This window comes from Rhizobium johnstonii 3841 (genome assembly GCF_000009265.1).
In the GTDB taxonomy this organism is placed as follows: domain Bacteria; phylum Pseudomonadota; class Alphaproteobacteria; order Rhizobiales; family Rhizobiaceae; genus Rhizobium; species Rhizobium acaciae.
This window is the reverse complement of sequence record NC_008380.1, coordinates 2825559-2841520: the sequence shown is the minus strand read 5'-3', so window position 1 is coordinate 2841520 and position 15962 is coordinate 2825559. Positions and strand designations below refer to the sequence as shown.

At 59.0% G+C, this 15962-nt stretch carries 12 protein-coding genes, 2 pseudogenes and 1 riboswitch; of the genes and pseudogenes, 6 read left to right on the top strand and 8 right to left on the bottom strand.

What is annotated here, in order from left to right; translation table 11 throughout:
* Positions 1-177 precede the first annotated feature (177 nt).
* From RL_RS37560 to RL_RS13850, 4 genes are all read right to left on the bottom strand, one after another.
* Positions 178-798: a hypothetical protein gene (locus tag RL_RS37560; RefSeq protein WP_011652223.1), complete on the bottom strand. Its 621-nt coding sequence runs from the start codon at positions 796-798 to the stop codon at positions 178-180.
* 177 nt (positions 799-975) lie between these two features.
* The gene (locus RL_RS13860) at positions 976-1557 is read right to left on the bottom strand and encodes a hypothetical protein (protein WP_011652222.1); all 582 of its coding nucleotides are present in this window, start codon (positions 1555-1557) and stop codon (positions 976-978) included.
* A 58-nt stretch (positions 1558-1615) separates the two neighbouring features.
* A complete protein-coding gene (locus RL_RS13855) occupies positions 1616-3490 on the bottom strand; it encodes a methyl-accepting chemotaxis protein (RefSeq protein ID WP_041936344.1) in 1875 nt (624 codons plus the stop codon).
* 269 nt (positions 3491-3759) lie between these two features.
* Complete coding sequence (locus tag RL_RS13850; RefSeq protein ID WP_011652220.1) at positions 3760-5163, bottom strand: MFS transporter; 1404 nt, start codon at positions 5161-5163, stop codon at positions 3760-3762.
* Positions 5164-5338: 175 nt separating this feature from the next.
* Positions 5339-5527, top strand: a riboswitch (cobalamin riboswitch).
* A gap of 41 nt (positions 5528-5568) precedes the next feature.
* Here RL_RS13850 and bluB point away from each other — a divergent pair.
* The 4 genes and pseudogenes from bluB (at position 5569) to RL_RS41140 (ending at position 9384) form a co-directional block, all read left to right on the top strand.
* On the top strand, positions 5569-6255 hold the full coding sequence (gene bluB, locus RL_RS13845) for a 5,6-dimethylbenzimidazole synthase (RefSeq protein ID WP_041936343.1): 687 nt from the start codon (positions 5569-5571) through the stop codon (positions 6253-6255).
* Between the two features lie 197 nt (positions 6256-6452).
* Entirely contained in the window at positions 6453-7331 is an 879-nt protein-coding gene (locus RL_RS13840; RefSeq protein ID WP_011652218.1) for a tyrosine-type recombinase/integrase, read from the top strand.
* 6 nt (positions 7332-7337) lie between these two features.
* Complete coding sequence (locus RL_RS13835; protein ID WP_011652217.1) at positions 7338-8534, top strand: IS91 family transposase; 1197 nt, start codon at positions 7338-7340, stop codon at positions 8532-8534.
* A gap of 499 nt (positions 8535-9033) precedes the next feature.
* Positions 9034-9384 (top strand): annotated as a pseudogene (locus RL_RS41140) (DUF2750 domain-containing protein).
* Positions 9385-9422: 38 nt separating this feature from the next.
* Here RL_RS41140 and RL_RS13825 read toward each other — a convergent pair.
* The 3 genes and pseudogenes from RL_RS13825 to RL_RS40545 all read right to left on the bottom strand — a co-directional run bounded on the left by RL_RS13825 (position 9423) and on the right by RL_RS40545 (position 13047).
* Entirely contained in the window at positions 9423-9887 is a 465-nt protein-coding gene (locus RL_RS13825; protein ID WP_157865203.1) for a DMP19 family protein, read from the bottom strand.
* A gap of 165 nt (positions 9888-10052) precedes the next feature.
* Positions 10053-11047 (bottom strand): annotated as a pseudogene (locus tag RL_RS13820) (tyrosine-type recombinase/integrase).
* Complete coding sequence (locus RL_RS40545; protein WP_011652213.1) at positions 11044-13047, bottom strand: tyrosine-type recombinase/integrase; 2004 nt, start codon at positions 13045-13047, stop codon at positions 11044-11046. Before RL_RS40545 ends, RL_RS13820 begins: the two are co-directional and overlap by 4 nt.
* A 214-nt stretch (positions 13048-13261) precedes the next feature.
* Between RL_RS40545 and RL_RS13805 the strand changes: the two genes are divergently transcribed.
* The gene (locus RL_RS13805) at positions 13262-14008 is read left to right on the top strand and encodes an SDR family NAD(P)-dependent oxidoreductase (RefSeq protein WP_011652212.1); all 747 of its coding nucleotides are present in this window, start codon (positions 13262-13264) and stop codon (positions 14006-14008) included.
* 9 nt (positions 14009-14017) lie between these two features.
* On the opposite strand, the gene RL_RS13800 is transcribed toward RL_RS13805, so the two are convergent.
* Complete coding sequence (locus RL_RS13800) at positions 14018-15115, bottom strand: DUF2865 domain-containing protein (RefSeq protein ID WP_011652211.1); 1098 nt, start codon at positions 15113-15115, stop codon at positions 14018-14020.
* A 249-nt stretch (positions 15116-15364) separates the two neighbouring features.
* On the opposite strand from RL_RS13800, the gene RL_RS13795 reads away from it, so the two are divergent.
* A complete protein-coding gene (locus RL_RS13795) occupies positions 15365-15898 on the top strand; it encodes a ribonuclease H family protein (RefSeq protein WP_011652210.1) in 534 nt (177 codons plus the stop codon).
* The last annotated feature ends 64 nt before the right edge of the window (positions 15899-15962 follow it).

Sequence of the window (15962 nt, the reverse complement as noted above, 5' to 3'; positions counted from 1 at the left end):
TGAGGCGTATGTAGTGTCACTGCCGCGCGTTGTCACGCAGAATTTTCTGTCTGGAAGCTGGTGCTTTTGCGGAAGGTGCAACGGAGATGAAATCGAGAACGCGCCACAGAGAGCGCGGTGAACTAGATGAGGAGCGGCTGCGCAACTTGGGTCAAACGACATACCGTCTCTTGCGCTTTATGGATGTATTAGGCGTGGTGCTCCACCACAGGTTCCGTCTTGCTCACCAGAGCCCGTTTGAAGAAATGACGGGAAGTTGGATTGGGTGTCGATGAACAGGAGAGAGACTACACGGCAGCCATTCACATTGTTCCCTGCCAGCCGAATACCAAGATTGGTGGAAAATATGGGGTCGGGGTTCCAGTGCTCATAGCGTCCATCAAGGAGTTTATCGCGTTCGGCAAGAAAAGCCGCTCTCAGGAGACTCTCTTCGTCAGCAGAGATTGGCTTCGCCTGTGGAGCAAGTTCGAGATTGCAGGAACGTCTTGTTTTGCCGCCATGCGGTGGATACTCCGTTTCGACCACGACAAAACGATCCCCTGGAATTCCCCAACGCTGTTCGGCCACGTCGTAGCCGGGCATGATAGCCTTGGTAGATCCGGCCATCGTCGGCGGCGCTGCGATCCTCAGGCTTTCTCCCAAGTCGCGTAATCCCATTGCATCGAAGTCTTTGCCCGTTTCTACTGCAACTCGGCACCGTGTAAACAAGTCTCGCCAAACGCCGGAAATGTTTTCGCCAGCGTTGGCGGAGGCTATCAGAGCCAAATTCAGAAGCACTGACAAAGTGATATGGCGCAAGCAGAGTTTCCTTTATCACTGGCATCGCCGCGGTACCCCGGATGATAATGGTCTCGGGGGATGCACGAAGCACGTCGCACTCAATCTCACTCATGCGACGTGCGTGCCAAGTCGTAGTCCATGCATTTCGCCCGCGCTTGCTACCGGGCAATATGCATTTGCACTGCTTTAATGAGATTACAGGGCGTCGACGTTGACACCGACGGTGATGGCGCCGATCGGTGTTCCCTTGTCGTCTGATATCGTGACGCTTGCCTGCGACTGCAGCGTCTGGGTCGACTCATCCTTTTCGATCTCATCGACGAAGACGGCGTCCTTGCCGGCTCCGAAGGACTTCTGGAACTTGCCCTCGTCGCCCTGCCAGTAGTCGGATGTGACGTCGCTTTGGCCGACATTCAGGCCCTTTGCATCCATGACGAAGATCTCGGTGATCTTGCCGCCGGAGGCTTCCTTCTTTGACTGAAGGAATTTCGACAGGGCGTTGTTGAGCACGCCGTCGATCATCGAGTGGTCGGAGCCATCGACTTCGGCGCGCCACTTCTTGTCGAGGGCGTCGATATCGGCCTCGCTCAGATTGGCGTTCGTAGCGTCCTGCGCCTTGATAGCCTCGATGATGGCGGGGTCGTTGAGCCAGGGCGTTACGTCGCTCTTCACGTAGTCGAAGATCGGGGCAAGCTTGGCATCCTGTGCCATGGATGCGCCCATGGGCACGGCAAATGCGGTGCAGGCCAAAAGAAATGCGGGCACGATTTTCTTCATAGTGTTTCCTTCCTGATTATGGGTTGCTGCGGCATAAGCTTGTCGAACGAGGATGACGTTAGAACTCCTCCCAGGCACCGGGAGCAGCGGCGACGGCGGCATTTCCTGCATGCCGCTGCACGAAGGCTCTGGGCTCGGGACGAGATTGGCGGGCGGGTTGCATGGGTCTGGGCTGGCTGGCTGAAGACGCGCCGACGACGAACCTGCCGGCCGAGTCCTGCAGAAGGCGTCCCTGCTGCAGCAGTTCCTGGCAGGCCGCGTTCGTTTCCTCGACCATTGCCGCGTTCTGCTGCGTCGCCTGATCCATCTGGTTGATCGCGCCGTTGATTTCTTGCAGACCCGTCGCCTGTTCGCGGTAGGACTGGACGATGGAAGCGATACTGTCGCTGATGCGGTTGATCTGCTCCTCGATCTTCAGCAGGGCATCGCCGGTTTCGTTCACCAGCCCGACGCCTGCGGCAACTTCCTGGCCGGATACGTTGATCAGGTTCTTGATTTCCTTTGCCGCATTTGCAGACCGCTGGGCCAGTTCACGCACTTCCTGCGCGACAACCGCAAAACCCTTGCCGGCCTCGCCGGCGCGAGCGGCTTCGACGCCGGCATTCAGCGCCAGTAGGTTTGTCTGGAACGCGATTTCGTCGATGACGCCGATGATGCGGCCGATCTGACTCGACGAGGTCTGAATCCGGTCCATCGCTCCGATTGCATCACGCACCACCGTTGCCGAGACATGAGCGCTCCGCTTGGTTTCCTCGACCAGCTTGCCGGCATTTTCGGCTCGCTGCGACGATGTTCTGACCGTGGTAGTCACCTCATCCAGTGCCGCGGCGGTCTGTTCCAATGCTGCCGCCTGCTGCTCGGTCCGCCTGGCGAGTTGATCGGCGGAGGATGCCAGCTCGCTCGACCCGCCTTCGACCGCGACCGAGGCAGTCTTGATCTCTGTCAGCGCAGCCGCGACCGCTTCGACCATGTTGTTGAAATCCTGCCGCAATTTATCGAATTCAGGACCGAGATCGGCCAGGTGTATCGAGAAGTCGCCTGCGGCAAGCTTTTCCAGTGAGTTTGCAAGAGCGGTCATGACCAGCCGCTGGGTGTTGCTGGCCTCTTCCGTGAACAATGCGTTGCGCGCCCGTTCGGCGTCGAGCGAAGCGCTCTGCTCGGCAGCGGCCTGCTCTCTTTCGACCTTCGCGATCGCTTCATGACGGAAAACTTCCAACGCGCGCGCCAGAAAGCCGATCTCGTCGCCGTTTTCCTTGTAGGTAACAGGAGAGGCCAAATCGCCTTTCTGCAACGCGCTGATTCGTTCGCTGATCACCCTGATGGGCCGGCCGACCAGGCTGCGCATGGCGAGAAGGAAGGCAACGACGGCCATGGCGGTGATCACGGACTGCGTGAGCAGCGAAATGAGAACCTTCTGCCTGACTTCGGCAGCGATTTTTTCGACAGACCAATTCGTGACGATGTAACCGGCGGCCTTGCCTGACTTGTCCAGCGGAAGCGGCGCGATGATCGTGACCGCGCCAGCGGATATTCCACTGTCATCAATCGTCGTTTTTTCCGGCTTCGCACTAAGGCTCTTCGCCAGGTCTGCCGGTGTGGGCAAACCGTTGATGCCGTCGCGTGTCCATGTATCGACTGCGGCAGGTTCGGCGTTGAATGCGGCAAACTGCACAAGATCGAGCGAGGGGTCGTCGCGGTAGAGCGAATAAGCCTCTCGAACGGCGTTCGCCTTCCCCCATTTCACGCCGCCGGCGGCCAGAGATGCAAACTGCTCCGCATCCTTGGACCAGTTCGCCTTGGCGCCATCGATCAATGCCCGGGTTTCGTACATCCAGGTATAGGTGGCGAAAGCGGAAATGCCGCAGAGATTGACGGCAACGATAATCGCCGCCAGCTTGGCTGTCAGAGGCATCGTTTTCATAAATTGGAACATTCCGCGGCGGCCTAGAATTGCGGCTCAGTCGGACATGTTCCCGACCGGCGTCTCAATACGGGCATCCGCGCTGACGGTCACATCACGAGCCCTCATGCCCATGTCCGGATTGCAACCCAAAACGCGCAAACGCAGTGTGTATTTGATATGTGAATAAATCATAAAGTAGAATGGTATGCCGGAGCACACGCGGGTCATTTCACTCTGGCGCGCCTGCGTCGAGCTTTGCGAACCGCTGTGGGAAAAGTGCTTCCATCGCGCCAGGGAGATCAGCTATTTTCCGCCACGGCCTCTTCGGGCTCGGCATGCCGGCGCTTGCGGCCGCGTGCCGTCAGTTCCGCGCCGGCATCATGCGGCAGGCGCAGGAAGGTGACGCAGGCCAGCGCCGAAATCGCCGAGACGCTGAAGAAGGCGATATGGAAATCAGCGATCAGCAGCCTGCCGTCGTGAAAGCTGCTCGAAATTTCGAGGATGCCGCCGGCGATCGCCACCCCCATCGCCATGGAGATGCGCTGGGCAACGGCATTGATCGCGGTTGCCTGGCTGCTGTCGGCATCATCGACATCGCCGAAGGCCATGGCATTGACGCCCGAAAAAGCCATGGAGCGGAACAGGCCACCGATCAGCAGGCAGGCCATGATCAGGAACAGCGGCGTTTCGGCGGTAAACAGGCCGTTGATGCCGAGGAAGATCGCCGCCAGCAAAGTGGTGATCGATATGACTGTGAGGAAGCCGAAGGCATTGAAGGTGCGCGAGGCGGCGAATTTCGAGCCCATGGAGCCGAGCGCGCTGACGAAGGTGACCGAGCCCGATTGCAGCGGCGTCAGGCCGAAGCCGAGCTGCAGCATCAATGGCATCAGGAAAGGCAGTGCGCCGAGCCCCATGCGAAAATTCGAGGCGCCGAGGATCGCCGCCCGAAACATCGGGTAACGGAACATCTTCGGGTCGAGAAGCGGATAGGGCGCGCGGCGAGCATGCAGGAGGTAGAGGAGGCCGGCAAGGATGCCGATCGCAACCGTGACATAACCGTAGATGACGGGCACGGCCGGCAGGCTGATCACCGACACGCCGAAAACGAAGCCGGAGAAGCCGATGCCGCAAAGGAAGAAGCCGGGGAAATCCATCGGCCGCGGACTGCGTGGCTCGACCGCCGGCAGGAAGCGTGTGACGAGGATGATGCCGAGCACGCCGATCGGGACGTTGATCCAGAAGATCCAGTGCCAGGTGAGATAGGTGGTGAGGAAACCGCCGATCGGCGGACCCATGATCGGGCCGATCAAAGCGGGAATGGTAAGCCAGGCCATGGCATCGACGAGTTCGTGGCGCGGCGTTCCCCTGACCAGCAGCAGGCGGCTGACCGGGGTCATCATCGAGCCGCCGGCGCCCTGGATCAGGCGCGAGACGACGAAGGCCGTGATCGAGTTGGAAAAGGCGCAAGCGATCGAGCCTATCATGAAAACGAAGATCGCCATGCGGAAGATGTTGCGCGCACCGAAACGATCGGACATCCAGCCGCTGATCGGGATGAAGATCGCCAGCGCCACGAGATAGCTGGTGACGGCAAGCTTCAGCGCGATCGGCGAGGTGCCGATATCGGCGGCGATTGCCGGCAGGCTGGTGGCGATCACGGTCGAATCCATCTGTTCCATGAACAGGGCGACCGCAAGGATCATGGGTGTGAGGCGGGGCACGGGCAACCGAAATGCAAAGAGATAAAGTGCGGCGTCATGGGCGTCGGTCAGGATCGGTTTGTTTCTAAGGCAGCGACGCGCCTCTGTCCATGAAATCGATATCGCATGCAGCGTGTCGGTGGCATTGGGGGCCGGCTTGCCGCCGCTCCGGTTTCCTGAAATAGATGCGCCGTCAGGTGCCCGCCGGTAAGGCGGGAGAATCGGGAATCCGGTGCAAGACCGGAACGTGCCCAACGCTGTAAGGCCGACGTTTGCCGCTTCATCACGCCACTGGCTTTTCGCCGGGAAGGCTGCGGCAGACGGATGACGCCCAGTCAGAAGACCGGCCTGGCAAGATAGACCGATCCGCGCGGACGGCGGGGCGGTTGCGTTGTTGGGGATTTGACGATGCGACCCTTTGATGAGGATGCCCTTTCGGCGGCGTCCGGTTTTTCCTTGGCCGAACGCGAGGCCGTCTATCACGCTATCATGACGCGGCGCGACGTTCGCAGCCAGTTTCGACCCGATCCTTTGCCTGACGATGTTGTGCAGCGGCTGCTGACGGCCGCTCACCACGCACCCTCCGTCGGCTTCATGCAGCCGTGGAATTTCATTCTGGTGAAAAGTGCCGCTGTGCGGGCGCGCGTCCGGGACGCCTTTGCGAGCGCCAACGAGGAGGCGGCGCTGATGTTTGCTGGCGAGCGGCGGCAGGCCTACCGCGCCCTCAAGCTCGAAGGCATCGTGGAGGCGCCGCTCGGCATATGCGTGACCTGCGATCCCACGCGCAGTGGCAGCGTGGTGCTGGGGCGCACCCACAATCCGAAGATGGATTTATATTCGACCGTCTGCGCCATCCAGAATCTCTGGCTTGCTGCGCGGGCGGAAGGGGTCGGCATCGGCTGGGTCAGCATTTTTCGCGAAGGCGACCTGAAAACCATTCTCGGCATACCCGAGCATGTCGAGGTGGTTGCCTGGCTCTGCGCCGGCTTCGTCGACCGGCTCTATGACGAGCCGGAACTCTCCGTCAAAGGCTGGCGGCAGCGGCTGCCGTTGGAGGAACTCGTCTTCCACGATGGATGGGGACTGAACACCTAGGGCACGGTCTTCCGCCGGTGCCGTGCGATGCCGAGATATCTTTGTGCCTTTATGCCGAATTCGGCATAACGGGATTTGGACTAACCCGCTCCGCTACGCCGGAGCGGCAAGGAGGTCAGGTATATTCAGTAGGAGCCCCAACTGCGCGAGGATGGCACGGCTGTTTGCAGCCATTCCATCAGACTGAGGAGCTCATCATGACCCCACTTCGCCAGCGCATGAGCGAGGACATGCAGGTGCGCAATTTTTCGCTCAATACCCAACTCGCATATCTGCAACAGGTGTCGCTGTTTGCGCGATACTTCAGCAAGTCGCCGGACTTGCTCGGCCGCGAGGATGTCCGGATCTATCAGGTCTATCTGGCCAACGAGAAGAAGCTGGCGCCAAGCTCGATCCATACCGCAATTTCGGCGCTGCGTTTTCTCTATAAGGTGACGCTCGAGAGAGACTGGGTGCCTGAAGAGGTCCTCCCGCTTCCCAAGAAGCCACAGAAGCTACCGATTATCCTCAGTCCGGATGAAGTGCAGCACTTTCTCGGCTGCGTGCTCGATCCCAAACATCACGCCATCCTGACCACGTGCTATGCCGCGGGCCTACGCATTTCGGAAGCGGTGCAGCTGAAGCCCACGGACATCGATAGCCAGAGAATGGTCGTCCGTGTCGAGCAGGGTAAAGGCCAGAAGGACCGCTATGTGATGCTGTCGCCCAAGCTGCTTGAGATCCTGCGCGATTACTGGAAGATGCGGCGGCCGAAGGCGTGGCTCTTCCCCGGCGATCGAGCCGGCCAGCCGATCACCAGGGATGCAGTGGGGGAAGCTTGCGCGAAAGCGCACAACCTCTCCCGCTTGTCCAAACCGGTGACGCCGCACAGTTTGCGGCACGCCTTCGCCGTCCACCTCCTGGAAGCCGGTGCCGACGTGCGCACCATTCAATTGTTGCTCGGTCACCGCAGCCTCGCGACCACCGCCCATTATCTGCGCATCGCCACGAACAAGGTCTGCGCCACGTCGAGCCCCTTCGAGCTTTTGCCGCGTCCGGCGCCCACCCTGCCGCCCGCTAAGCCTGAGTACTTCTGAGCGCTGATGGCCCGTCCGGGGCCGGAAGTGGCGGATATATTCCGTCGCTACGGCGAGGCCTATCGTGCCCAGCACACATCGCTGTCGACCGCTCAGCGCCGTGTCATGACGGCGATCGAGTTGTGCCGCACCGCCGCGCTCGGGGGGCATGTCGAAGCGTGCGATCAATGCGGCCACCGGCGCATCGCCTTCAACAGCTGCCGTGACAGACATTGTCCCCGCTGCCAATCACTCGCCCGTGCACAATGGCTGGAGGATCGTCGCGCCGAGCTACTCGACACGCAGTACTTTCACGTCGTCTTCACGCTGCCGGAGGCCATTGCCGCCATCGCCTATCAAAACAAGGCGCTCGTCTACGGCCTGCTGTTCCGCGCCACCGCCGAGACGCTGCGCACCATCGCCGCCGACCCCAAGCATCTCGGCGCCGAGATCGGCTTCTTTGCCGTGCTGCACACCTGGGGGCAAAATCTGCTGCACCATCCCCATCTGCACTGCGTCGTCCCGGGTGGCGGGTTCTCGCCGGACGGCACGCGATGGATCACCTGCAAACGCGGCTTCTTCCTGCCGGTCCGGGTGCTCTCACGCCTGTTCCGCCGCTTGTTCCTCGAGCACCTGCAGAAAGCCTTCGACGCCGGCAAGCTGCAGTTCTTCTCCGACTTGCGAGCCCTGAGCGACCGCAACGCCTTCCGGCGCACTGTGGCGCCCCTTCGAAAGGCCGACTGGGTGGTCTACGCCAAGCCGCCCTTCGCCGGGCCCGAACAGGTGCTCGATTACGTCGGCCGCTACACGCATCGCGTCGCCATCTCCAACAACCGCCTCGTCGATATCGAGGATGGCGCGGTGCGCTTCCGCTGGAAGGATTATCGGCACGGCGATCGGCAAAAAGTCATGACCGTCTCCGCCGATGAATTCATCCGCCGCTTTCTGTTACACGTCCTGCCAGAGGGCTTCCATCGGATCCGCTATTACGGTTTCCTTGGCAATCGGTATCGCGAACAAAAGCTTGCCCGTTGTCGCGACCTGCTCGGCATGCCGGTACCAGAGCCATCAGAGAGCCGAGCCTCGAAGGACTACCGAGACCGCTACGAGGAACTTACTGGGTGTTCCCTCAGGCAATGCCCGGCCTGTCGTCAAGGGCAGATGATCACCATCGAAACCTTCGACGGCGTCAGCGGACCACCGCGATACTGGGATACGTCATGAAAGAAGAGCACCGCTTTCATCGTCACCGTCGCACCGTTCCGCCGGAAACCGGTCGGTCCCGCGAAGGTGCGTGCCGTCGCGCCTGCCAGTTCCTCGCGCCAGGTCACGATGGCAATCTTTACCCCTTGTCGAGTTCGAAATCGGCGCTGCTTTCGTCCCGTGCACCCCGCGGCGGCGCAGGTCGATACCGCCCCTGCAACGCCCTTCGTTGGAGCCGCGCCATTCAATACCCATAGAACCTCAATCGCGCCCGCGGCTTAGCCCAACACGTTTTTAGCTCACCGTCGCTATCTGCCTCGGTGCGCCTCTCATCGTCGATATCAGCGACGCCAAGCTAAAAACGCTCTGCCTTATCCCGAGCCCGATACTATGCCGAGCCCATTCCCTAAATCCCGAGATTTCCGGTAATCCAGGATTGAAAGCTCGGCATAATTTGAACGCGTTGGAAGACCGGGTTCGGCCTATTGCGGACCTTTGCCTTCAATGCTTTGATGAGGAAATGAGCACCGCAGCTGCACAAGCCGAGAGATTTTTTAGCGAGGTCATCGCACACGGAAGCGTTTGGTCGATTCAAGATGGTGAGGGGTTCCCTACATCGACGAATTTAGATGGCGAGACCGCAATGCCCTTCTGGTCTTTGGAAAGCAGGGCCTAGAAGGTCATCGACAACGTCATTGCATATAACAGTTTCCGAACGCGTCGAATTGAGCTGTCAGAATTCCTGGATCGCTGGCTTTCCGGACTGAAAAGAGATGGGCTTGCTGTTGGCATAAACTGGTCCGGCAAACGCGCGATTGGATATGACATGACGCCCGAGAATGTCCGAACACGAATAGAAATCAGTCGCTGACCGTCCGCTATTTAAGCGATTTGAGGGTGTGCATTGCGTCATTTTACAACGCCGTTGTCTCTCGCATACTTAGCGCGCGCAAGGCAGAACTCTTCGGTCCAGACATCTATTGCTTGATATCCGCGATCTAACATTTCTTGGAACGCTGGATTGGACTGCATCTTTACCAGCCTTGCTGATTGATCGAATGGATACTCAGGCCCGAGAGCAGTGACGAGTTCCCCCATGATGTTCGCGTAATCCGATAAATTCATTTGTTCCAACGCATCTCGAACGATCGGTGCCAACGCGCCTGACGAATTCTCGAAAAATTGATGAAGGCCGCCGTTTCCGACCTCCCCCTCAAAAATTGTCTGCACGTAGAGATGAATATAAACTCGACCTAGTTGCGCGACCGATTCCGGCACCAGTTCTTCGTCAATGGGGACACGGCGCTCCGCTTGCTCAATGGCCTGCCTAAGAAGCCAGTCATCGAGTAAGTTTAAATCATCGTACTGCGTCATCATCATCTTTCCATGACTATCTACGAAGAGACATAGGTGCAGCCGTAGCGCGTAATCCAAATGACCGCAATTGGCGCTTTCCCACCCAGTGAAAGTTCCTCGATGATTGGTGGGCTCGGCATTGACATCGCGGCCCTCACCGCGATGTCAATTGCTCCGGCAGGATCAAAGTTTGTCGAGAAACGCCAATAACTCGTCGCCAGCCCTGAACCGGCCAGGCGATTGTCCATTGAACGGATCGATCTTGGCTAGAGCGGCCTCCTTGATTGCCAGGTGGGCATGCAAGTATGGCTGTGTGGACCGCGTGGACTCATGGCCGAGCCACAATGAGATCACCGTGCTGTCGACACCGGCATCCAGCAACTCCATCGCGGCACTGTGTCGAAGGACATGGGGTGATATCCGCTTTGATCGTAATGACGAGCAGCCCTTCGACGCCGTCGACACGTATTTTGCCAGAAGATACTGAACGGCATCAGGGCTCATCCGCCCACCGTGAACGGTCGGGAAAGAGCATTGCCGTTTCCAACCGGTGGCTCGTTCAACCAGGCCCTAAGCGCAACATTGAGCATTCTGGTTATCGGCGTAGTGCGTTCTTTGCGTCCCTTCCCGAAACACCGGATGTGCGCCCCTGTGCCGATGGTGACGGCACTTCGATCAAGGCCCACGAGTTCGGAGAGGCGCATCCCTGTCTGCACGGCTGTCAACATCACAACATGGTCACGACGCCCAACCCAGGTTCGTCGATCAGGAGCCGAAAGAATCGCTTCGATCTCGCTGCGGGTGAGGAATTGCACCTCCCGCTTCGACCCGATCTTGCCTGGGATCGCAAGGACACGCTGTATCTGCCCACTATATACTGGTTCCTCGAAGGCCAGGAAACGGAAGAAGCACCGGATTGCCGTCAGCCGAAGGTTATACGTCGCAGGGCTGGCGTGGCGCTCGGAGTCCAGATCGTCAAGGAACGCGACAACCAGCACCGCATCGAAATTCTCCAGTCGAAGATCAGACGGAAATTTGCCGGTTCGGCGATGTGCGAACTCCAGGAAGAGCTTGAATGTGTCGCGGTAGGAGGCAATCGTATGTGGGCTCACGTTGCGCTGGCGAGCAAGGCGCTGTCCAAAGAAGCGTTCAATCAGTCGAGGTAGCGGATTGGTCATTCTGCCATCTCCCACCTTGCGTCGAGGCGAAGTCTTGCTTGATCCAGCAGATTGGGATGCGCGGTAAGATACCAATAAGTGGCGCTGACATGATTGTGCCCGAGATAGGTCGAAAGCTCCGGCAATCGCCGCTCAATGTCCTCACAATCCCGGTACCAGGACAGCAGCGTTCGAACGGCGAAGCTGTGGCGGAGATCGTGTATCCTGGGACCGTCACGTTCATCCGGTTGCCTCAGTCCCGTCTGGCGTGTCCAGAGGATAAAGGAGAAGTGTGGGTTGGCATGGATCAGGGCCCTGCCAAGGTCTCCGGTAAAGAAGTATTTGCTAACCCGTCTGACCGCGTGATCGTCACGGATTGACGCATACCGCCGAAGCGCCAGCGTCGTACTGGGATGCAGCGGCACAATGCGGGTCTTTCCAAACTTCGTCTCACGGATCGTCAGCATGCCTGCTTCCAGATCGACATCCTCACGAAGCAACCGCGCCGCCTCCGAGAACCGAAGTCCGGAGGATGCCAGCAAGCCAAAGAAGTAATGATATGTCGGCCCTCGGAAGCTTCCAGGGTGCATGTCGAGCATCGACTTCAGGAGATCGGCGATCTGTTCGTCCGAATAGATAAAGGGACGCGGTCTTCGTTGTGGTGGAAAGATGTGCGAAGGCGGAATCTCGGTTTGGGGGTCGACCACCTGGAGATGACGGGCAAAAGCTCTGACCGTCGAAAGGCGCGACGACCACGTTGCGGGACCACATTGGTGGTTTGCCCAATCCACCGCAGTCTTCGCGGTTACCCGCAGTTCGCCACGAGCAGTCGCATACCTCACAAAATTGCGCAGACGGCTCTCCTGAGTTTGGAGCTTGAATCCGAGTGAGCGCCGCAATGTCAGATATTGTTCAAGGGCATCGATCGCAATCGTGGCGAAGGTGTGCCTGAAAATATGCGCATGGTGAGACCGCGTGCCTGAAATCTTCGCCCGCTTCAGCGCCCTGCGTGCGACCAGGATGACGGGTGTGGCCGTCTCGAACGGTGTGCATGGGGTCTGCACCCTGTGAAAGATAATGCGGGACCCGGATGTTGGACGTCCATGCAGGATGTAGTCCGATATTGCCGCCCCGACGTCCTTCGGAAGGGGCATGGTTGCGACCCTACCGCCTTTGCCGTTCACACGCAGGAGGCCTGATCGCCAGTCGATGTCATCAAGCGACAAAAGGGCAACTTCGCTTGCACGCAGACCGAGCTTCGAAAGCAGCAGAAGCACAGCAAGGTCTCTGCGGCCAGGGATCGTGGACAGATCACAGGCCTCCAGAACTGAATTGAGTTGTGAGACGCTCATATAAGCTGGCAATGCCGAGAAACGCAGGTTCCTTGGGCTCGGGACCGCTGCGGAGAGATCATGCTCAGTGAGCCCCGTTGCGTGCAGGAAGCGCAGCAACACCCGAAGGTGCGAGAACCAAGTCCCAAGGGAGGTGCTCTTCCGGCCTTCGAAGTTGTTCGTCAAATCAGCGCGTACTTCGATGTGTGTGAGGTGGGAAATGTCACCTTGCTCGAAGAATACGGTTCGAAGAAATCGCCGCGCCAGCCAGACATGCCCGGTGATCGACTGCTTCGAATAGCCTCGGCGAAATAGCTCCGCACCGTAAAGCGTGGCGACCTTCTCGGACGGGTCGGCTTTCTCTGCCGGTGGGCATAGGACACCAGCTCTCACGAGTTCGATTTGCAGGCGGCGCAGAGCGATGCGATTACCATTCGCTATAGCACCTGAAGACAATCGGCTGGCGATAAACTGGTCGATATCACCAGCGTCCAGTCGTTCTGGCTCTCCACCGTCACGATTGTTCTGGTATTCGATAAAGGCCCCGATAAATCGAACGGCTCTCACCATGGTCTCAGACGAGTAGCCTTTGTCTATCATGGAGGTGATTACCGCATCCACGCTCGCCCGATGTGGCCAATCTTCAATCAGTTGCCAGCGCTTTATTGTCTCAAAAGATGGAATAGTCATGCGTGTCTCCGCTAAGTTGCCGTTGCGGAGACAGAATATTATGCTGAGCTTTCGATGCTGGACTACCGAAAATCTCGGGCTTTAGAGAATGGACTCGGCATGGTGTCGGGCTCGGGATAAATTCCTGACCTTCATATCGATACGCTGAAGGCGAATCCCGGAATTTCCAATAGATATTCAGCTATCGGCGGCTCAATCGGAGGATAACGGCCCAATGAACATGATCGACTTGAAGGAACGCATCATCGTGATCACGGGCGGTGCGCGCGGCATCGGTTACGCGATCGCAGAGCGCGTCATCCAGTCTGGTGGCAAGGTGGCCATCTGGGACCAGAACGAAAACATGGCGAAGGACAGCGCTTCCGCTATCGGATCCGGCACGGTCGCTTTCGGCGTCAACGTCGCAGATCCCCTATCCGTGAAAAACGCGGCGGCGACGACCGAGGAGATTTTTGGCCGTATCGACGGCTTCGTCAATTCCGCCGGGATTACCGGTCCGGTAAAGCCCACGATCGAATACGATGTCGACGAGTGGAAAGATGTCGTCGATGTCTGCCTGACGGGAACCTTCAATTGTTGCCGGCACGTCGTTCCGGTCATGTCAAAGCGCGACTACGGACGGATCGTGAACATCTCTTCGGTTGCGGGCAAGGAAGGAAATCCGAACATCGCCGCCTACAGCGCTGCGAAAGCTGGTGTGCTGGGCTTCACCAAGTCTCTTGGCAAGGAACTCGCAAAGACGGGAATCGCCGTGAACGCGGTAACGCCGACGACAGCAAAGACACCTATTTTGGACGGGCTGACAGCCGAGTTTATCGAATATATGCGCGTCCGCATTCCGCGCGACCGTTTTGTCGAACTTCGTGAGATCGCTTCGATGGTGGTCTGGCTGCTTTCCGAAGAGAACTCCTACACGACCGCATCGACCTTCGACCTGAGCGGCGGTCGTACGACATACTGACCCATTCGATCACTGCTGCTGTTGCGGCTGCGGACCTGACGTTGCCGGGTTGGCGAGATCGATCGAGCCCTGATCGCCGGCCAGAAACTGCGGGCCGACCTGACGGACGCGGTTCTGCGTCGGATCGTAGGGGCGCTCGGGAAAGGATGATTGCGGCGCGGCGGCTGCGGTATCCTTCGCCGGTGGATTGGTGCGAATGGTAGTGATCGAGCCCTGCTGCGGCGGTTCGCTCAACGCCTGCTTGCCGCGCATCTCCTCGTAATAGGCGGTGAGATTGCAGGCGCAGGAGGACTTTTCCCCGGGCGTGCGGTTCTTGTAGGCAAAGGCGTTCTTCATGGCGCTGTAGGGCGTACCCGTTGCGACCGAGATCATGTTCGAGGCTTCGGTGCTCGTCACGTCACGATAGAACAGTTCGGTCTCGATGCCCGGGCACATCTTGGCGCAGGTCTGGGCGTCGCGGCCGAAATCGACGGACGTGGCGTTCGAGCTGATCGGGAAGAAGCCGCCGTCACAGCTGCGCACGCACATGGTGCTGACCGGCGAGAGCATCTCGGCCCGCGGCACGCCGTAACGCGGATCGATCTCTTCACCGCCGCCGAGCGGAATGAAGGTATCGGTGCGCATCGCCTGTTCCTCGACGCTCGGAGCGGGGTCGGCGGCGCTGCGATCGCTAGGCGCGTAGAAATTCTCGCTGTTACAACCATTGCGGTCGAGAGCGGCGATCAGTTCGCGGCGGGCGCCGTCAGCGGCGCCGTTCTGGTCGGCCAGTTCGTTGCGGCGGCCTTGGAGATAGCGGATATTGTCGATCATGCGGGCTTCGGACTGCGAGAGCTCGGCGCAATAATCGGCATTCTCGCCGCCGATTACGACCATGCTGCCTGAGGTGCAGCCATTGTTGCGCAGCTCGTTACGAACCTTGCGCAGCTCGAGGTTCTGCTCGGCCATGGCGCTGGAATATTGGCGCGCTTCCGGGCCGTTGCCATTGCCGATCGATCGCGGCAAGTCGGCCAGGCGGCCGCGCAGGTCCTCACAAACGGCGCTGCTTTGCGCGGCGGCCGGCGCCGCAAGAGCAATGAGAAGGGCAAGAGACAGGTTTCGGCGTTTCACGGCGTCGTCCCGGAATGAGCAAAGAATCGATCGGTCGATTGCGGCCTCGATCGCCGCCGGTTTCTCTTAGGGTATTTCTCTTAATAAGCTGGGATAAATTCCTAGCGTATTTTCGCGATTTTATCCAGCGGACCGCCGAAGACCCAGTGTTCGATTATGAAGAAGCTGCCGATGGTAATCAACGAGGCCAAGTCCTCCACTTCAATCTCCTGGTCGCTTGGGGAACGTACTCATATCCGGACGTCGAAAATGACAGGTATTGCCAACGAATTCAGCTCCCCCGCAATGACAGTCGGGCTGCCGGAAACCCAACACGGCTTCCACGTCTTCGTGGACGGTTGTTATGAACCCGGTTCCGGGCGCGGCGGTTGGGCCTTTGTCGTTTACCGCGACGCGGCGGAAATCGCGTCCGGCTTCGGTGGCGCCGAAGATTCCGCCAATAATTCGATGGAATTGACCGCCGTGCTCAGGGCGGCAATCTGGATCAACAGCGAGGCAAGCGGCGAGCCCGCGACCATCTGGTCCGATTCCGTCTACGCCATCAAAGGCTGCAACAGCTGGCGGCATATCTGGAAGAACAACGGCTGGAAGAAAAGCAGCCCGAATGGGAATGCCCGAAGGCGAACGATCGCCAATGCGGAACTCTGGAAAGCGGTCGATCTTCAACTATCCCAGAATGGTCTGGTGACCATTGCTTGGTGCAAAGGCCATTCCGGCATTGCCGGCAACGAGCGCGCGGATGCGCTGGCGGATAAAGGGCGTCTGTCGTTACGAGGGGCCTGATATGGCATCAGGACATGTATCGGAGCGGCTTCAAGGACCGCTCGTCCCAAAGGATTTTATCTCA